This is a genomic window from Pectobacterium sp. 1950-15 (assembly GCF_037136835.1).
Taxonomy (GTDB): Bacteria; Pseudomonadota; Gammaproteobacteria; order Enterobacterales; family Enterobacteriaceae; genus Pectobacterium.
Map to the genome: position 1 here is coordinate 101945 of NZ_JBBBQR010000004.1, position 18355 is coordinate 120299.

Below are 18355 nucleotides of genomic sequence, written 5' to 3' on the forward strand. Positions count from 1 at the left end.
CAGCACCCGATTCGAGTAAAACTGTGAACCGCTAATTGAGCCATTCACAACCGTATTTCTGGACGCTATGTTTCAAGATAATCCGCTGCTTGCACAGCTAAAACAGCAACTTCACTCTCAGACACCGCGTGTTGAAGGTGTCGTCAAAGGCACCGATAAAGGATTTGGCTTTCTTGAAGCTGACGGACAAAAAAGCTATTTCATTCCCCCTCCGCACATGAAAAAAGTGATGCACGGTGACCGGATTACCGCCACCCTGCATACAGAAAAAGAGCGGGAAATTGTCGAGCCAGAAACGCTAATCGAACCCTTCCTGACCCGATTTGTTGGCCGCATTCATAAAAAAGACGATCGTTTATCCATTACGCCTGACCATCCGCTGCTGAAAGATGCGATTCCCTGCCGTGCCGCGCGCGATGTGACGCACAATTTTCAGGACGGCGATTGGGCGGTGGCAGAGATGCGCCGTCACCCGCTGAAGGGTGACCGTGGATTTCATGCAGAACTGACGCAGTACATCACCACGGGCGATGACCCGCTGGTGCCGTGGTGGGTGACATTGTCACGGCATAATCTGGAGCGTGCTGCACCGGACGTTGAAGCAACGGAGCGCCATGACGGTGAACTCATCCGCGAAGATCTGACCGCGCTGAGCTTTGTCACTATCGACAGCGCCAGCACTGAAGATATGGACGATGCGCTGTACGTACAGGACAACGGCGATGGTTCTCTACAATTAACTATCGCGATTGCCGATCCGACCGCGTATGTCGACGCGGGTAGCGAATTGGACAAGATTGCACGCCAGCGTGCCTTCACCAACTACCTGCCCGGCTTCAACATCCCGATGCTGCCGCGCTCGCTGTCCGATGATATCTGTTCCCTGCGTCCGGACGAACGTCGCCCTGTCCTCGCTTGCCGCGTGACGATTGCCGCCGATGGTGCGCTGGGTGAAGATATTCACTTCTTTGCCGCCTGGATCGAATCCAAAGCCAAGCTCGCGTATGACAATGTCTCCGACTGGCTGGAAGAACAAGGCGAATGGCAGCCGCAAAATGACGCGATTGCTGAACAAATTCGTTTGCTGCACCGCGTCTGTCTGGCCCGCAGCGAATGGCGCACCACCCATGCGCTGGTATTTAAAGATCGTCCTGATTACCGCTTCCTGCTGGGTGAAAAAGGCGATGTATTGGATATCGTGGTTGAACACCGCCGCATCGCCAACCGTATCGTTGAAGAGTCTATGATTGCCGCCAACGTCTGTGCGGCCATTGTGCTGCGCGACAAACTGGGCTTTGGTATCTATAACGTCCATAACGGCTTCGATCCGGCATCGATTGACCAAGCCGTTGCCGTGTTGGACACCCACGGTATTCAGGCCGATGCGCAGGCGCTGTTGACGCTGGCAGGGTTCTGTAAGTTGCGTCGCGAGCTGGATGCCCAACCGACACAGTTCCTGGATAGTCGCATTCGCCGCTTCCAGTCTTTCGCGGAAGTCAGCACCACGCCGGGGCCGCACTTTGGTCTGGGGCTGGAAGCCTATGCCACCTGGACATCCCCTATCCGTAAATACGGCGATATGGTGAATCACCGTTTGCTGAAAGCGGTTATCACCGGACAGGCTGCGGAAAAACCGCAGGACGATGTTACGGTACAGCTGGCAGAACGCCGTCGCCTTAACCGTATGGCCGAGCGTGATGTCGGCGACTGGTTATATGCTCGCTACCTCAGCGACAAAGCGGGTACCGATGTGCGCTTCAATGCGGAAATCATTGATGTCACACGCGGCGGTCTGCGTGTCCGTCTGTTGGATAACGGCGCGGTCGCCTTTATCCCGTCCTCCTTTATCCACGCCGTGCGCGATGAACTGGTGTGCAGCCAGGAAATGGGCACGCTCGCAGTGAAAGGCGAAGTCGTCTATCGTCAGGGGGATACGCTGGACGTCGTCATCGCGGAAGTGCGTCTGGAAACCCGCAGCGTCGTGGCAAAACCAGCCGCCTAAGCGTCATACCGCCGATTCATCTCGGCGGACAGCATCTCCGCGCGGGCGTTCATCGCGAACGACTCCGCGCGTCATCATCGTTTATTCCGCGATATGCTTTACCACCGACTTTGATCAATGATTTGTTTATCGAAATAGCCACGCCTGAACCGTTTTAAGAGCAGTCAACGGCAGGCGGCAACCCTACTAACAGGAGTGTTCCCGATGAAAAAAATAACAATCGGCACATCCGCGATACAGGCTTCCAACATTGCGCTGGGCTGTATGCGAATGGCGAAGAAAAGCACGAATGAAGCGGCTGAGATCCTCAATGCTTCCGTCGAGGCAGGCATCGATTTCTTCGATCACGCGGATATCTATGGTTCCGGCTTGTCGGAAGAGATTTTCGCCGCCGGTTTACAAAAGACGTCCATCCAACGGGACACGATTTTTCTGCAATCCAAGTGCGGAATTCGTAAGGGATTTTTTGACTTCTCTAAAGCACACATCATCGCCTCCGTTGAAGGCAGCCTACAGCGTTTAAAAACGGACTATCTTGATACGCTCCTGCTGCATCGCCCAGACACGCTGTTTGAACCCGATGAGGTTGCCGCCGCCTTCGATGAGCTGGAAAGCAGCGGGAAAGTGCGCCATTTTGGCGTCAGCAATCAGAACCCGTTGCAGATTGAGCTACTGAAACAATCCGTGCGCCAGCCGCTTATCGCCAATCAATTGCAGTTCAGTATCATGCACACAGGGATGATTGATGCGGGTTTTAACGTGAATATGACGAACCCGGCATCGGTGAATCACGATGGCGCCATTCTGGAATACAGCCGCCTGAATACCATGACCATTCAGGCCTGGTCACCCTTCCAGTACGGCTTTTTTGAGGGCGTTTTCCTCGATAATGAGAAATTCCCCAAGCTGAACGCGACGATTAATCACATTGCCGAGCAGCATGGCGTCACCAACACCGCGATCGCCACCGCGTGGATCTTGCGTCACCCTGCCGCGATGCAGGTAGTTATCGGCACCATGAGCCCGGAACGTATCCGTGACATCGCGGCGGCGTCCACCCTGTCGCTCAGCCGCGAAGAATGGTACGAGATTTACCGTGCCGCCGGAAACGTTCTGCCTTAAGACACATGTTGTCTTAAGCGCACAGGCCCTGCGTCTCGGGTAACGGGAACGCGTTACAAACTAGGCATAGGGCCACGTTCAACAAAGGTCGACAGGACAATATAGCTACGTGTGCTGTCGACACCTTCCACTTCCTGTAGCTTACCTAACAGTTCCTCTAAGTCTTCCGTATCCCGGGCACGAACCTTGAGCATGACGCCACAATCTCCGGCGACAGTATGAAACTCCTCAATTTCCGGCAAATGACTTAGTGCCAGTAAACGTTTGGTACTCACGACATTCTTCGTGTTTACCAGCACAAAGGTTAATAAGGTCCGACCGACCTTACAGCCATCAATCTTTGCAATGGTCCCCTTGATGACCCCGTCCTTTTTTAGTCGCTTCACTCTCTCATGCACGGACGGCGCAGAAAGGTGCAGCGCTTCCCCTAACTCGGCATAGCTCCGACTGCTGTCGGTGGCCAGAAGGGCTAATATTTTTCGGTCCACATCATCCAGTTTTGCGGGGATGTGTCTTTCCTGCCTAAGCACATTCGTTTTTTCTATTTCATTAGTCATTTTGTTTCCTTGCCCTAATGGTATTAGGCATAATTTATCACATGCAAAAATTGTTAGACATAGGGGATATCATGCCTATTGCTTTATGGGCCCTGGTTATTGGCGCCTTTGGAATTGGAACGACAGAATTCATCATCGCGGGTTTGCTGCCGGCAATCGCTGCCGATTACGGAGTAACGATCCCTGTGGCGGCGTATATGGCGACAAGCTATGCGCTTGGGGTCTTTGTCGGCGCGCCTGTACTTATTATTCTGGGCTCCCGGCTACCCAAAAAAACCATGCTGGTTTTTCTTGCCGGGCTCTTTGTTCTGGGGAATTTGGTCACCGCTCTCGCACCGTCTATAGGCATAGCGATCGTTGGACGCATTATCACGTCTCTGACACACGGTGCCTTCTTCGGGATTGGCTCTGTACTCGCCGCGGAAATGGTGCCTAAAGAGAAACGTGTCAGTGCCATCGCCTTTATGTTCTCCGGCCTTACGGTCGCGAACCTTATCGGCGTCCCAGTGGGAACCTGGATTAGCCATCAGTTCTCCTGGCAAGCCACGTTCTACGTCATCACGGTGATTGGGGTCGCCACGGCGGTTGGCGTAATTATGCTTATTCCTCCCACCGCCAAACCCAAAGCACAGCATATCGGGCATGAGTTTGCCGCATTCGGAAACTCAAAAGTCCTGTTGTCAATGGGCATCACTATTCTGGGTCCCGCGGCTTTCTTTACCTCAATTACCTATATCGCGCCCATGATGACGGAGGTCGCCCACTTCTCAGAAGGATCGATTACCTGGCTGTTGATGGTATTTGGTTTGGGCTTATTCGTTGGCAACTGGCTGGGTGGCCGTTTCGCTGACAGAGCGTTAATGCCCATGCTGTACATCACGTTGTTTGGACAGGCTGCCATTTTGTTCATCTTCCATTTGACGGCCAGCAGCCAGATTGCCTCAGTATTGTGCATATTCCTGATGGCGGCTTTTGGATTTGCGACCGTTTCTCCCATTCAGAAGCTGGTGATGGACAAGGCCCGAGCTGCAGGTGCGCCAACGCTGGCTTCCGCAGTCAATATTGGTCTCTTTAATCTTGGTAATGCCCTCGGTGCCTGGGTAGGCGGGAGCGTTATCGCCAACGGCTTCGGTTTCACGGCACCAAACTGGGCTGGCGGGATCCTGTCGCTGAGTGCGCTGATCCTTGCTATCGCAGTTGGTGTGGTCGATAAACGAAGCAGCCCGTTGACTGCATCAGTAGAATGCCATTGATGAAATAAACAGCACATACAAAAATGCGCGGGTTATGTCCGCGCATTTCGTTAGCCCTTGTTTGGGCTTTAATTTTCTTTACAAAAACTCACCTTCGCTCACATTTTCTCATCCATTCCCTTCTCTTCGCCATTAAACCCACTATTGTTAAATTGCATTAACACTCGCGCTACACCCTTTCTGAATAACGAAGGAGCCGTTGTTATGAGTAACGTAAAGAGCATTGTGATCTGGCTGCTAGTCGGCCTGGCGGGCGCCTTTGCGTTCGCCACGCTGGCACTGAGCCGCGGTGAACACGTCAATGCCGTGTGGTTAGTCGTCGCTGCTGTATCGTGTTACAGCATTGCCTATCGCTTTTACAGCCTGTTTATCGCCAAAAAAGTTTTTGAGCTCGACGATCGCCGCCTGACACCGGCGGAGCGTCATAACGACGGTCTGGATTACGTTCCCACCAATAAATGGGTCCTGTTCGGCCACCACTTCGCCGCCATCGCCGGGGCCGGACCGCTGGTCGGGCCGATCCTCGCCGCACAGATGGGCTTCCTCCCCGGCACGATCTGGATTCTGGTCGGCGTTATGCTGGCGGGTGCCGTACAGGATTTTCTGGTGCTATTTATCTCAACCCGCCGGGACGGTCGCTCTCTGGGGGAGATGGCAAAACAGGAACTGGGCACGTTCGCGGGTATTATCACCATGCTTGGCGCACTGGGCGTGATGATCATCATTCTCTCGGCGCTGGCGCTGGTTGTCGTTAAAGCGCTGGCAGAAAGTCCGTGGGGATTGTTCACCATTGCCGCCACTATCCCTATCGCGCTCTTTATGGGCGTTTACATGCGCTTTTTACGTCCGGGTAAAATCGCGGAAGTGTCCATCATCGGTTTTGTTCTGATGATGCTGGCGATTGTGTATGGCGGTAACATTGCCGCACACCCCTACTGGGGGCCGTTCTTTACGCTGAAAGGCACGTCGCTCACCTGGGTTCTGGTGATTTACGGCTTCATCGCCTCCGTGCTGCCGGTCTGGCTGCTGCTGGCGCCGCGTGATTACCTCTCCACCTTCCTGAAAATCGGGGTCATTATCGGGCTGGCCTTCGGTATCGTGTTCGCGATGCCGGAAATGAAAATGCCCGCCGTTTCCCGCTTTATTGACGGCACCGGCCCGGTCTTCTCCGGTACGCTGTTCCCCTTCTTGTTTATTACCATCGCCTGTGGCGCGATTTCGGGCTTCCATGCGCTGGTTTCCAGTGGCACCACGCCGAAACTGGTTGAACGTGAAAGCCACATCCGCTTCATTGGCTATGGCGCCATGCTGATGGAATCCTTCGTCGCCATCATGGCGCTGATTTGTGCCTCGGTCATCGAACCAGGCATCTACTTCGCCATGAACTCACCTGCCGCGCTGATCGGCACCACGGTTGAAAGCGCCTCGCAGGCCATCAATAGCTGGGGATTTGTGATTACCCCGCAGGAATTGAGCGCGATTGCCCATGACGTTGGCGAAGCTTCTATTCTTTCCCGCGCTGGCGGTGCGCCGACCTTCGCAGTAGGCATGGCCTACATCATCACCGAGATCTTTAACAGCCGGGCGATGATGGCATTCTGGTATCACTTCGCGATTCTGTTTGAAGCCCTGTTCATTCTGACCGCAGTAGATGCCGGAACGCGCGCCTGTCGCTTCATGGTGCAGGATCTGGTTGGGATTGCGATTCCCAGACTGGCCAACAGCCACTCCTGGCTGGGGAATCTGGCCGGTACGACCGTCGCCGTTTCCGGTTGGGGATTCTTCGTGTATCAGGGTGTCATCGATCCGCTGGGCGGTATCAACACGCTCTGGCCGTTGTTCGGTATCGGTAACCAAATGCTGGCTTCAATGGCGTTAATTCTCGGTACCGTGGTGTTGTTCAAGATGAAGAAACAGCGCTATGCGTGGGTGACGATCGTCCCTACCGTCTGGCTGTTTATTACGTCGATGACGGCGGGTTGGCAAAAAATCTTCCATGAAAAGCCTAGCATCGGTTTTCTGGCACAGGCGAAACGCTTCGCGACGGGTATTGAGCAAAATACGCTGATCGCACCGGCCAAATCGATTAAAGACATGGAAACCATCGTCTTCAGTAACCAGATCAACGCCGCGCTGTGTGGCTTCTTCATGCTGGTGGCGGTGACAATGCTGGTTTCCGCATTCTTCGTCATTCGTCGTGCACTGAACAGCGATGTCCCAACGGCAAAAGAGAGCCCGATTGTCTTACGAGACGGCGCTCAGCCTTAAACGCCATCGGCGTACCCCCTTCATTCCCTCCCTCGCGGAGGGATTTTTTTGCCCGGAATAAGCACTTCTGTAATGGTATACGGTGGTTTTTATCCCTTTCGATAAACCCAGCAGGGGTCATGAGAAATGCCCAACAGCTTCAGGGTTCGTGTAGACTGCCCATTCTTTCATAGCGTTTTTTATATTCCGCCGGTGGAATTCCATTATGCTTGCGAAATAAGCGCGTGAAATAGACCGGATCGCTGTACCCCACTGACTGCGCGACTTTAAATATGGGCAATGGCGTCGACTGAATCAAGAGCTTGGCACAATTGATGCGCTGAACTTCACGCCAGGCATAAATAGTTTGCCCCAATTCAATTTTGAACAGATGCGCCAGCCGAGAAGGAGAAAGAAATACCATCCCCGCCAGTGCTTCAATTTTCAGCTCTTCAGCAATATGTTCGTTTAAGTAGGTGCATACCGTATTTATCCTTGGATCGTGCGCGAACCGGCTGCTAATAGGCTGTAACTGAAAACAGGCGAGGATCAACCGCTCCAGCGCATTCATCGCCAACGCTTCTGACAGCGGCGTTGAATCGGCGTTATGGCGGATCGCCTCATAGAAAAGTGCTTGTATATTCTGGCTCATTGCAGCGGATTGGATGGTTGTTTTCCCAATACCCTGCATTTTGTCATCCCATTTTAACCAGTCATTCCAGTAAGGCCGGGGAATAAAATAAATCCATACATGATCCCAGTGATCGCTGTGTTTATCTCGGCCATAATGGTGTGGAACTCCCGGCGGAAAAAGCAATAACTCATTCTCCTTGGACAATAACGATCCTTCCCCTACTTTGGCACATCCCTGTCCGCGCAGCGTCAGGTTAATAATATATCCCTTCATTCCCTGTGGCCGATTAATATAATAATCCAGTACCGAACCACGAGATATCGGAGTGAAACCAGCGACCATCCAGGCATTAAAGGTAAAGGTTTTCATCAACGGAGAAAAATTCAATAATTCATTGATATTGAGTTCCATATTAACCTCTCGATATGGCCGCTGGCATAGGCTTAGCTTTCAATAATAATAAAATCCCAAGCGTTAAGCAGTAACGATGAACCCTCTACAACCTCAGTGTCAGTTAATAAAGCGTAACCACCCATTTCACAGTGATAAGATTGGGGTTTCCCTGAGTAGTTAAATACAAAAGAAATTGACTTACCGTGAGCATTTTTCATTCGTTTCACAATAAGCGGAAATGCATAGCGTGATGTGCGCGAACGAAGCGATATGCCTCGCGTCAAATGATCAAATAACTGGCAAATAAGAAAAGGTTGCGGCAGAAATCCTACATACATCGCTAGTCCATCGCCATAATCCGCCTCGGTTGCGGCAACGTAATCACGCCAGGCCGGATGCAGGTAACGCAACAACGTGCGAGTTTCAGATAAAGGCGTCAGTAGCTCCATCCATAAATCAGCCCGATTATCACGGCTGCAATCAATATCCGGCAAGCAGGCGGCAACGGTGACCGCATCCGGCAACGTAAACTGACTGTAGCTCACGCCACAAACACGGCTGAGCAACCCTGGCTGGGTGCTGTGTCGAACTTTTACATTTTCGTCACTGAACCCCGACTTGAAGCCAATCAACGCATGGCCACCCCGTTCAATATAACCATTAATCCTTTCCAACAGCCCATTATCAGCGGCATAGAGCGCCGGAATAATCACAGCCTTATAGCGCGCCGTGCTTTCGTCCACATCGTTAATAATGTCGAGAGAAATATTGTGATCATACAGCGCATCATAAAACCGACGAATAATATCGTTATAAACGTTAGTTTTTGCGTCTCCAGGTTTGAATTGGTTTAGGGCATCCATCGCTTCATTACTGACCAATAATGCCACATCATGATCTGCCCGTAATGATTCAAGAGACGAAGACAACCGGGCAAAATCAGCCCCAATCGTTGTGGCTTCTTGCCAGGTAGGATTGCGAGAGAAATCATGGCTCAGTAGCCCTTTCCAGTAGGTTTCAAACGAGTTATGGATGGAATGCCAGTGCCAGTACGCCACCATCGCCGCCCCCGAGGCAATATGGCTAAAGGCTTGTAGCCGTAATTGCCCTGGATAAGGTGTCCACTGCGGAAACCCTTGTGCCTGCGTTTCGAGGACAAAATAATTTCGCCCCTGTCTCAGATTCCGCGCAACGTCACCACCAAAGGCAATTTCTCTCCCGGTTAAATATGACTGACTTGGGTGATAAATATCGACGCCCGCAACACTCAGACATTTCACTGCAGCAAAATGATCGACGCGAGGCTGTACGCCAAATGAATAACCGCGCCATTCAAAATCAAAATTGTGCGTAATGAAATGATGTGGTTGTGCATATTCCCGCACAAGATTGGCCTGCCAGGCCAAATAATCCGTCACTTGCTGCCGCTGATAGCGACTGAAAGCACAAGAGAGGCTGGCATTAATGGTGTTTTCAACGGGGGGGAAATCTTCCCAGCGATCGACACGGTTGCTCCAATAATCGAGGCCGAAATCATGATTAAGCCTATCGAGACTCACGTATTTTTCGCGCAAATACTGAATAAAACCTTCCTGCATGTCGCGTCCAATATTATCGTAATGCTTAGTTTCATTATCTAATTGGTATCCGATGATCGCAGGGTGATGCTGCACATGTTCCAGCAACACGCGGATGATATTTTCTGCATAACGGCGAAACACAGGGCTAACAATATCCATGACTTGCCGGGGCCCGTATTTTTGCTGACCCTCGACGGTCGTCACCATGACCTCGGGGTGCTTGAGAGCAAGCCACGACGGAATCGCATAGGTTGGCGTGCCGATAATGACAGCGATCCCTGCACGATGCATCGCATCCAAAACACGATCGATGTGATAAAAATTATACTCACCTTCTGTCGGTTCTAACGTGCTCCATGTCGATTCTGCAATACGTACAACATTGATCCCCGTTTCCAGCATGAGTGAAATATCTTTTTCCAGACGTTCTTCCGGCATATACTCATCGTAATAGGCAACACCATAATATAATTTTGACATACGCCTTCCTCCTTAAATTAATAAACCAAGCCAGGCTTATGGGCAAACACTCTATTTTTATCCAGTGTGAAGAATGAAATAACGGTGAAGCACAAGGCGACACTTCCCAGTACCAGGTAGCTACTGGAAAATCCCATTTTTTGATACAAATGGCCAATCCCGGTGGATAGGAAAATCGAGCTGAAACTTTTAGAGAATTGGAATCCAATAAGATAGACCGTAGCGGAAAGCAGCGGATTGAAATTCGCAGTAATGTATTTCAACGCCGCAACCAGCAGCACTGAACTTTCGAACCCATGGAGTAATTTGATTAAACTAATAGATACCGGACCAATAGCCCATGCGGAACCCATAATGCGAAAACTCATAATAAACCCACAATAGAGTAACGCATTTTTTGGTCCAATCTTATTCACAAACCACGGGGCGAAGAACATTACCACGGCATCCAGGAAAATCTGTCCAGTGGTTAAATAACCAAAGACTTCCGCACCACGTGCCTTGTTTTCAAAAAAGTGGGTGTAATAAATCGCAAACTGCTGGTCATAAGTTTCATAAACGGCGCCTACGCCTATCATATAGATGGCGAAGAACCAGAATTGTTTTAGTTTTAGTAGTGCGGCCGCATCATTGAGTGTAACAGGCGATTGAATACGTATTTGCTTTGAATACTGATGCGAGGAACTGACCTGCGTTTTCCATACAACAAACAATAAGCACACGCCCGCTGCGCTAGCCGTCCAGAAGATCAAGTTCTGATCGATGCCATAAAGTTTCCCTGCAATAAAGGTTCCTAATGCTGCACCAATACCGCCAAACATTCTCGCACGGCCGAATTCAAAACCCGATGCCCGGCTGACTTTATCAATATACGCCTCACAAATTCCGCAGCCTGCACCGTAAGCCATACCGATATATATCCCGCCCGCAAACGCACCGAGAATAATGTTAAATTTCAATAGCGGGGCAAAGACGAATATCCAATAAGGTGCGAAAAACGTAATGATAAGAGCCAGCATCCACATAAGATGCTTACGATAAATAAGTTTGTCAGAAATAAAACCAAATAATGGCTGAACACATACCGCCACAATGGCAGTAAAGGAGTACACCAGACCAACATCTCCATAGCTAATGCCAATGGTCTCCGTTAGCCATAATGATAAATAAGGGAAGCAGCACCCCCAACCGATGAAGAAAAAAAGGAAAAACAAACAGCTCATGTAATAATTTTTATTTGAATCTATCATGATACCCTCGCGTTCTCATTACCGGAAATATGCCCGTATTGATGCGAGCAACGTTACCCTGTAATAGAAAGCGCAGTCATGAATGTCTCGCTAGCGACCAGTAATAATCTGCTATTCCCTGCGCGGCGTGAGAGTGCTCACATTTTATTACTGCCTGCCGGAAAAATAAAAAAATTTTATTTTAAAATAGGATAACACCCCGCAAGCAATATGCTGGCAGGGTAAGAACATCCTTTCATTATTTAAAACGCCGGGATATATCCAAACGATGATCCCGACAGCACGATGGTTTATTGTCCGTAATACGCGTTCTTACCGTGCTTGCGTAAGTAGTGTTTATCCAACAGCGTTTGCTGCATCTCGCCCAGTTGAGGCGTTAACTGGCGCGAGAAAATCCCCATGTAGGCCAGTTCCTCCAAAACAACAGCATTGTGCACCGCGTTGTCGGCATCTTTCCCCCATGCAAAGGGGCCGTGCGAGTTAACTAATACGGCGGGGACATCTACCGGAGAAATGCCACGCTGCTGGAACGTTTCGACGATCACTTGCCCGGTTTCCCACTCGTAGCGACCATTGATTTCGTCATCCGTCATCAGGCGTGTACAGGGAATAGGGCCATAAAAGTAGTCTGCGTGTGTGGTTCCCCAGGCGGGAATATCTTTACCGGCCTGCGCCCAGATCGTGGCATGGCGGGAATGGGTATGCACAATACCGCCAATATCGGCAAACGCCAGATATAACACACGGTGGGTATCGGTATCTGACGACGGTTTCTTCGTGCCTTCTACCACCTTGCCGCTTTCCAGCTCAACGACCACCATATCCTCCAGCGTCATGGCTGAATACTCCACGCCGGAGGGTTTGATCACCATCAGGCCACGCTGCCGATCCACCGCGCTGACATTTCCCCACGTAAACGTCACCAGGTTGTGCTGCGGCAAGGCCAGATTGGCTTCCAGCACCTGTTTTTTTAGCGTTTCTAACATGTCGGCCTCCCATCGGCGAGATGACACCATTTTCGCGGCCTGACGAGCGCGTCGCTATGGGCTAAATCGCTAAAGACCTAGCGGTGTTCTGCTATGGGAAAAAGAAAGAGACACACCACAGAATTGTGTAAAAAACCGCCAGCTTTATCAATTATTGCTATCGTTAACATAACGCAGGGGAATTAAGAGTTTTTACCTGTTGCAGTTTTTTCCGATGATTATACTTGTCATCAAGCGGTAAAAGGCTCGGTTTGTTTATTTAATACCGTAAAAAGCACGTTGTTCGATATTTCCTCACAAGAAACGTGAGACCAAGAGCAGAAGGGGAAAAAAGATGAAATTAAACAAACGTTTTGCGACAGCCGCTCTGGCAATTACGCTTGCTGTTACGCTCGCAGGCTGTTCAAACATGTCTAAACGTGATCGTAATACCGCGATTGGTGCCAGTGCCGGTGCGGTAGGTGGGGCTATCTTAACGGATGGCGGAACATTAGGAACGCTGGGCGGAGCCGCTATCGGTGGGCTGATTGGCCGTCAGGTCGATAAATAACGAATTGATAGCAGCAGGTTAACGGGAGTAAACCTGCTGCTTTTATACTCGTCATACTTCAAGCTGCATGTACGTTGGCTACGTTCAAATACTCGGCCCGTCGTGAGCCTCGCCCTGAAGGGCCGCTGCAAGCAGCGTTCAAATCTGCTCCCGGCAGATTTGTCACCCGAATCACTTACTTATGTAAGCTCATCGGGATTCCCTCTCTTGCCGCCTTCACGCAACTCGAATTATTTAGAGTATATCTACAATGATTAGCCGCCAGCCAGCTTAACCTTCATTCCTTTCGCTTCCAGCAGCTGTTTTAGCAGATCGCGTTTATCTCCCTGGATTTCGACCACGCCATCTTTCACTGAACCGCCGCAGCCGCATTTTTTCTTCAATTCAGCCGCCAACTTATCCAAAGCCGCATCGTCAAGATCGAGACCGCTGATCAGGCATACGCCCTTTCCTTTGCGTCCACTGGTCTGACGCTGGATACGCACGATGCCATCACCTTTTGGCCGAACCGCTTTTTCTTCTTCCGGCTTAATACGCCCGGTTTCCGTGGAGTAAACCAGCTGGCTATTTTCGTCACGACGCAGGTTCATGAGGCTGCACCGTTTAACAGTGAAGCGCGAATCTCGCTCAGCGTCTGTGCCGGGTCTGCCGATTGGGTGATCGGACGCCCAATCACCATATAATCTACGCCAACCTGCTGCGCCTGAACCGGCGTCATGATGCGGCGCTGATCGCCAACATCGCTGCCAGCCGGACGAATACCCGGCGTGACCAACTTAAATGCTTGACCGCATACCTGCTTCAATCGCTGGGCTTCATGCGCAGAACACACCACGCCATCCAGCCCGCTGTTATGCGTTAACACCGCCAACCTTTCCGCCTGCTCAGCAGGGCTGACGGTAATGCCAAGCCCGCGCAGATCGTCTTCATCCATACTGGTTAACACGGTTACGGCAATCAGCAACGGCGCATCGTTACCAAACGGCACCAGCGCTTCTTTCGCCGCCGCCATCATGCGTGAGCCACCGCTGGCGTGGACATTCACCATCCACACGCCAAGATCGGCCGCTGCCGCAACGGCGTGAGCGACGGTGTTTGGAATATCGTGGAATTTCAGATCGAGAAATACATCAAAGCCGCGCTGTTGTAGCGTCTGCACGAACTGTGGGCCGAATAAGGTAAACATCTCTTTGCCTACCTTCAAACGGCAATCCTGCGGATCGATACGGTCAACAAACGACAGCGCCGCCTGCTGACTGGCATAGTCCAGCGCGACCACAATCGGGGAGGATACCGTTTGATGCTTTTGCTGTAGATTCTCGTTTTTCATTCGTCACCCAGTCTCTTGCGAAGCCAAAAATTCCCGCCGCATTCTACATGTCCCGCCCCTGAAATCCCAGCCGCCTGTAGACCAATGCGGTTAAAGCGGCGGGCTGGAACGGAAATCAGCGAACACCATTAGTATGTTGTAACTAAATTGCATTAAATAACATTCGCGCGATATCGTGAAACGTTACTGGCCGTCGAGCCCACGGATCGGCTTTATGCTGGCCCAGGTGCGACAAGAAGGACATTGCCAATAGAGTGATTGCGATGTGAAGCCACATTTGCGACAGCTGTAGCGGGGTTTGGTGCGAATCTGTTCGCCCACCATGTCGCGCAACCCCTGAAGATTTTCTTTTGTTCGTCCGTCTTCCGCTTCATGCAGGTGAAAATCCATCAGGCGATGGAACACGCGCATTGTCGGGTGACGTTGCAACTGACGGTTAATATAAGCCTGTGCAACCTCTGCGCCCTCTTCTCTTTCGAGGATGTCAGCCAGCATCAATTCCGCCGTCGCACCGGTATTTTCTTCTACACAGCGTTTGAGGAAATTCGCCCAATCCAAGGGCTTATCTAAGTGCTGATAGCATTCCTGTAGCATCGGCAGCGTTTCACTGACCAGTTCTTTATCCTGATCGAGAACCTGTCGCAGCGCTTCCACAGCGCGCGCATAATCCTGCTGTGCCATATAAATGCGCCCCATCATGATAGACGCGCGGGCACACTGATTATCCGCCGCCGCGCCTTTTTTCAGGAGCGTTAATGCTTTATCCAGATCGTCGCTGCCCATCGCCAAGAGCGCTAATTCGCAATAAAAATGGGCGATGTCCACGCGGAGCTGATCTTTTCCCATCTTGACCAATTTTTCCGCGACATCAATCGCCGCTGGCCAGTCGCTGGTCGCCTGATAAATCTGCAAAAGCTGCTGCAAGGCGCTACGCCGAAAATCTTCTTCATCCACCAACTGGTTGAAACTTTCTTCGGCACGGTCGTACAGCCCGGCGGCCATGTAGTCACGGCCCAGCTGTTGCACCGCCAGCAGACGTTGTTCAAAGGTTAAGGATGCGCTTTCGGTCAGCGCCTGATGGATGCGAATCGCACGGTCCACTTCGCCGCGCGAACGGAACAGGTTACCGAGCGTGAGGTGGGCTTCAAAGGTGTTGCTGTCATCCTTGAGCATGTCGAGGAACAGCTCAACCGCCTTATCCTGCTGATTCGACAACAGGAAGTTAACCCCGGTGACATACTCACGGGACAGGCGGTTGGACTCCTGCTCTTTGTCCTGCTGCGCACTTCTGCGACCCATGTACCAGCCGTACGCGGCGGCCACGGGCAGCAACAGAAACAGCAGTTCTAACATAGAGAGAATTCCTTAGTGGGTGACCGTCTGCACTGGCGCCACGTTCTCCTCGGTGGAGGTAGAAAGTTGTTGTTCCAGACGCTTGATTTTACGTTGTGCACGGCCAAGCGCAATGCGCTGACGCAGATAAAACAGACCACAGATAACCCAGCCAAGGACAAAGCCCAGAGCAAACAGCGTGGCAAGCAGTGTGGAGATACGATACTCCCCCTGTGCCAGCAGGTAGTTAAATGTCACAACCTGATCGTTGTGCGAACCCAGTGTGACAGAAATGATGAATATCGCCAGCACGAGTAAAAAAATCAGCAAATATTTCACATTGTCCTTCCTGTGATATCCATTAACCGGATGAATTATGCCAAATTTTGGCGACAAACCCCATTAAATTACCATGTCCGGCATGGACAGGGAAATCACGGCGTCAGCCCGATTTTTGTCGCCGCACTTATCACCACACTTCCACTGTACAAAAAACCAAAAACAAGAACCGCGCTCCACTGCCGTCTACGCTTGTTATTTATTCTGTGCTGAATAAAAATGACAGTAGCATGCCAGCAAGGGGAAAAGTCATGTCAAAGCAGGACGAACAGCGATTATTGGTCAAGATCGCTACGCTCTATTATAGCGAAGGGATGAAACAAGCAGAAATTGCTGCCTCACTCCATTTGTCACAGTCTTTTGTCTCCCGCGCCATTACGCGCTGTGTTAAAGAAGGTGTGGTCAAAATCAGCGTAATTCAACCCCCGAACATGTTCATGGGGTTAGAAGCGGCAATTCAGAAACGCTACGGCATCGATCAGGCTATCGTGGTGGATGTCGCCGATAACGCCACGCTGACGCAAATCAAGCAGGCAATTGGCTCTGCGGCCGCGCACTATGTCCAAACCAGTATCCGTCCTGACGATCTGGTGGGTATCTCATCCTGGAGCAGCACGCTGCGGGCGATGGTGGACAGCCTGCATCCGCAGAGCGTCAAGGCTCAGGGCGTCATCCAGCTGTTAGGTGGCGTGGGGCCGAACGGCAACGTGCAGGCGACGATTCTGACGCAAACCTTAGCCAATCAGCTCAGCTGTCCCGCTTACCTTTTACCCGCGCAGAGCATCGAGCGGTCGGTAGAAGATCGCGCCCGCTTGGTGACCAGCGATGAGGTTTCTAACGTGGTCGATAAATTCAGCGAGGTGAGTCTGGCGCTTGTGGGTATTGGCGTACTGGAACCGTCGCAACTGCTGAAAAATTCCGGTAACTACTATCACGAAGCGATGCTGCAACAGCTGGCGGAACGCGGTGCCGTAGGCGATTTGTGCCTGCATTACTACAATGCGGAAGGCGAACCGGTGTTGCAGGACGATGAAGATCCGGTGATTGGTATGGCGCTGCCACAGCTGCGTCAGTGTCCGCGCGTGGTGGCGTTAGCGGGCGGCGTCGAGAAAAGTGCCGCGATTCGCGGTGCATTAACCGGGCACTACGTTGATGTATTGATTACCGATCGATTAACCGCTGAGACGTTGATCTAACGTACTCACCACTCGTGGTGAGCAATAAGAGTAACGTCAGGCGTGGAATGCCTCCCCTGCTCCGCGCCTGACGAATCGTGGCGTGATTACTCGTTAACGTTAATGGATGACAGCAGCGCATCCTGCACAATCCGCTGCGCCTGTAACGGATTCTGTGCTTCCTGCGCCGCCTGAAGCGCCGGGATGTCCAGCTTGTCCAGCGCGCGATAGATGTGTTTCAGGAAACGAATGGACAGCTTCGCGGCTTCAACGTGATTCTCGCGGAACGGGAACTGATCGAGCTGCCAGACGCCCTGCCAATTATTGATTTTCAGTACGTAGAAGAATTCAAAGATCTCGGTCATATGCACCGTGCCAACCACCAGGTCGTCATCCCAGCCGCGCAGGTTGTCATTTACATCCATGCCGAACAGCCGACCGCGATCGATAATCAACTGGGCCGAGTCGGCCGGTGATTCACCGCCATACAGCGCATGCCCGAAGTCCAGCAGCACACCGACGTTATCCAGCCCGATATCTTCGATCCCCAGCAGCGTTCGCGCGGCAGAATCCCAGGTCATTTTCACGCGCGGTTCACGCGGCTTGTACTCAATAGCGAATTTCACATCGGGGTTAGCTCCCGCCAGATCGCGCATGCCGTCAACCGCCAGCTTCCACAGGTTTTTATGGCTGACCTGGAACGGATAATCCCAGCCATCCTGACCTGGCCAGACTTTGACGTAATTCGCGCCGAGCTCACGCACAATGCCAGCAGATTCGTGCATTAATTCAAACGCCGCCGCTCGTGCCGCCGGATCGGGGTTGGTAAAGGCACCGCGCGACCATTTTTGCAGATAAATTTCAGGCGTGATGCCAATCGCCTTCAGCCCTGCATCCTTCAGCGCATCCTTCACTTCGCTGAGCGTCACGCCCGGCGTGAAGGGATAAGGCAAGTCGACGTAGGAAAGCTCGCCGACCTCTTTCGCCGCTTTGATCTGATCGATCGTGCTCAATGCTGGGCCATAGCCGTCTACCGCGTAGCGGTCGATATAATTCGCGAAATGCCACAAACCGGCACCAAATTCAGGGTAGGTATACGTTGCCATAAAAGTCACCTCATTGATT

At 51.6% G+C, this 18355-nt stretch carries 16 protein-coding genes; 6 read left to right on the forward strand and 10 right to left on the reverse strand.

Annotated elements, in window-relative coordinates:
* The first annotated feature begins 67 nt into the window (after window positions 1-67).
* Together WCT94_RS06225 and WCT94_RS06230 are read left to right on the forward strand one after the other, a co-directional pair.
* Window positions 68-2002 carry an exoribonuclease II gene (locus WCT94_RS06225; protein ID WP_336868590.1) on the forward strand — a complete coding sequence of 645 codons (1935 nt, stop codon included), beginning with the start codon at window positions 68-70 and terminating at the stop codon, window positions 2000-2002.
* A 204-nt stretch (window positions 2003-2206) separates the two neighbouring features.
* Complete coding sequence (locus WCT94_RS06230; RefSeq protein ID WP_336868592.1) at window positions 2207-3124, forward strand: aldo/keto reductase; 918 nt, start codon at window positions 2207-2209, stop codon at window positions 3122-3124.
* A 53-nt stretch (window positions 3125-3177) separates the two neighbouring features.
* On the opposite strand, the gene WCT94_RS06235 is transcribed toward WCT94_RS06230, so the two are convergent.
* A complete protein-coding gene (locus tag WCT94_RS06235) occupies window positions 3178-3681 on the reverse strand; it encodes an Lrp/AsnC family transcriptional regulator (RefSeq protein WP_336868593.1) in 504 nt (167 codons plus the stop codon).
* A gap of 71 nt (window positions 3682-3752) precedes the next feature.
* On the opposite strand from WCT94_RS06235, the gene WCT94_RS06240 reads away from it, so the two are divergent.
* A complete protein-coding gene (locus WCT94_RS06240; protein ID WP_336868594.1) occupies window positions 3753-4934 on the forward strand; it encodes an MFS transporter in 1182 nt (393 codons plus the stop codon).
* Between the two features lie 204 nt (window positions 4935-5138).
* On the forward strand, window positions 5139-7202 hold the full coding sequence (locus tag WCT94_RS06245; protein WP_336868595.1) for a carbon starvation CstA family protein: 2064 nt from the start codon (window positions 5139-5141) through the stop codon (window positions 7200-7202).
* 139 nt (window positions 7203-7341) lie between these two features.
* On the opposite strand, the gene araC is transcribed toward WCT94_RS06245, so the two are convergent.
* From araC to araD, 4 genes are all read right to left on the reverse strand, one after another.
* Window positions 7342-8226, reverse strand: coding sequence for an arabinose operon transcriptional regulator AraC (araC, locus tag WCT94_RS06250; RefSeq protein ID WP_336868597.1), 885 nt, complete (start codon window positions 8224-8226; stop codon window positions 7342-7344).
* 32 nt (window positions 8227-8258) lie between these two features.
* Entirely contained in the window at window positions 8259-10268 is a 2010-nt protein-coding gene (locus tag WCT94_RS06255; protein ID WP_336868599.1) for a beta-galactosidase, read from the reverse strand.
* Between the two features lie 17 nt (window positions 10269-10285).
* Window positions 10286-11518 carry an oligosaccharide MFS transporter gene (locus tag WCT94_RS06260; RefSeq protein WP_336868600.1) on the reverse strand — a complete coding sequence of 411 codons (1233 nt, stop codon included), beginning with the start codon at window positions 11516-11518 and terminating at the stop codon, window positions 10286-10288.
* A gap of 290 nt (window positions 11519-11808) precedes the next feature.
* The gene (gene araD / locus WCT94_RS06265; protein ID WP_336868602.1) at window positions 11809-12504 is read right to left on the reverse strand and encodes an L-ribulose-5-phosphate 4-epimerase; all 696 of its coding nucleotides are present in this window, start codon (window positions 12502-12504) and stop codon (window positions 11809-11811) included.
* Between the two features lie 334 nt (window positions 12505-12838).
* Between araD and osmB the strand changes: the two genes are divergently transcribed.
* Window positions 12839-13054 (forward strand): osmotically-inducible lipoprotein OsmB, encoded by a 216-nt coding sequence (gene osmB, locus WCT94_RS06270; RefSeq protein WP_336868603.1) that lies wholly within the window; start codon window positions 12839-12841, stop codon window positions 13052-13054.
* A 254-nt stretch (window positions 13055-13308) separates the two neighbouring features.
* Here osmB and yciH read toward each other — a convergent pair whose 3' ends face one another.
* From yciH to WCT94_RS06290, 4 genes are all read right to left on the reverse strand, one after another.
* Window positions 13309-13644, reverse strand: coding sequence for a stress response translation initiation inhibitor YciH (yciH, locus tag WCT94_RS06275; RefSeq protein WP_336868604.1), 336 nt, complete (start codon window positions 13642-13644; stop codon window positions 13309-13311).
* Entirely contained in the window at window positions 13641-14384 is a 744-nt protein-coding gene (pyrF, locus tag WCT94_RS06280) for an orotidine-5'-phosphate decarboxylase (RefSeq protein WP_336868605.1), read from the reverse strand. Before pyrF ends, yciH begins: the two co-directional genes overlap by 4 nt.
* Window positions 14385-14567: 183 nt before the next feature.
* Complete coding sequence (gene lapB, locus WCT94_RS06285) at window positions 14568-15737, reverse strand: lipopolysaccharide assembly protein LapB (protein WP_336868607.1); 1170 nt, start codon at window positions 15735-15737, stop codon at window positions 14568-14570.
* Window positions 15738-15749: 12 nt separating this feature from the next.
* Entirely contained in the window at window positions 15750-16055 is a 306-nt protein-coding gene (locus tag WCT94_RS06290) for a LapA family protein (RefSeq protein ID WP_320695933.1), read from the reverse strand.
* Between the two features lie 251 nt (window positions 16056-16306).
* On the opposite strand from WCT94_RS06290, the gene WCT94_RS06295 reads away from it, so the two are divergent.
* Window positions 16307-17251: a sugar-binding transcriptional regulator gene (locus WCT94_RS06295; RefSeq protein ID WP_320695934.1), complete on the forward strand. Its 945-nt coding sequence runs from the start codon at window positions 16307-16309 to the stop codon at window positions 17249-17251.
* A gap of 86 nt (window positions 17252-17337) precedes the next feature.
* Here WCT94_RS06295 and WCT94_RS06300 read toward each other — a convergent pair whose 3' ends face one another.
* Window positions 17338-18336 carry a sugar phosphate isomerase/epimerase family protein gene (locus WCT94_RS06300; protein ID WP_320695935.1) on the reverse strand — a complete coding sequence of 333 codons (999 nt, stop codon included), beginning with the start codon at window positions 18334-18336 and terminating at the stop codon, window positions 17338-17340.
* Window positions 18337-18355 lie beyond the last annotated feature (19 nt).

What these genes read in the sequence shown, in the direction of transcription:
- WCT94_RS06255 (WP_336868599.1), bottom strand. Translation starts at nt 10,268, where the DNA reads ATGTCAAAATTATATTATGGTGTTGCCTATTACGATGAGTATATGCCG.
- WCT94_RS06240 (WP_336868594.1), top strand. Translation starts at nt 3,753, where the DNA reads ATGCCTATTGCTTTATGGGCCCTGGTTATTGGCGCCTTTGGAATTGGA.
- WCT94_RS06295 (WP_320695934.1), top strand. Translation starts at nt 16,307, where the DNA reads ATGTCAAAGCAGGACGAACAGCGATTATTGGTCAAGATCGCTACGCTC.
- WCT94_RS06235 (WP_336868593.1), bottom strand. Translation starts at nt 3,681, where the DNA reads ATGACTAATGAAATAGAAAAAACGAATGTGCTTAGGCAGGAAAGACAC.
- osmB (WP_336868603.1), top strand. Translation starts at nt 12,839, where the DNA reads ATGAAATTAAACAAACGTTTTGCGACAGCCGCTCTGGCAATTACGCTT.
- araC (WP_336868597.1), bottom strand. Translation starts at nt 8,226, where the DNA reads ATGGAACTCAATATCAATGAATTATTGAATTTTTCTCCGTTGATGAAA.
- pyrF (WP_336868605.1), bottom strand. Translation starts at nt 14,384, where the DNA reads ATGAAAAACGAGAATCTACAGCAAAAGCATCAAACGGTATCCTCCCCG.
- WCT94_RS06260 (WP_336868600.1), bottom strand. Translation starts at nt 11,518, where the DNA reads ATGATAGATTCAAATAAAAATTATTACATGAGCTGTTTGTTTTTCCTT.
- WCT94_RS06245 (WP_336868595.1), top strand. Translation starts at nt 5,139, where the DNA reads ATGAGTAACGTAAAGAGCATTGTGATCTGGCTGCTAGTCGGCCTGGCG.
- WCT94_RS06300 (WP_320695935.1), bottom strand. Translation starts at nt 18,336, where the DNA reads ATGGCAACGTATACCTACCCTGAATTTGGTGCCGGTTTGTGGCATTTC.
- WCT94_RS06230 (WP_336868592.1), top strand. Translation starts at nt 2,207, where the DNA reads ATGAAAAAAATAACAATCGGCACATCCGCGATACAGGCTTCCAACATT.
- yciH (WP_336868604.1), bottom strand. Translation starts at nt 13,644, where the DNA reads ATGAACCTGCGTCGTGACGAAAATAGCCAGCTGGTTTACTCCACGGAA.
- lapB (WP_336868607.1), bottom strand. Translation starts at nt 15,737, where the DNA reads ATGTTAGAACTGCTGTTTCTGTTGCTGCCCGTGGCCGCCGCGTACGGC.
- WCT94_RS06225 (WP_336868590.1), top strand. Translation starts at nt 68, where the DNA reads ATGTTTCAAGATAATCCGCTGCTTGCACAGCTAAAACAGCAACTTCAC.
- araD (WP_336868602.1), bottom strand. Translation starts at nt 12,504, where the DNA reads ATGTTAGAAACGCTAAAAAAACAGGTGCTGGAAGCCAATCTGGCCTTG.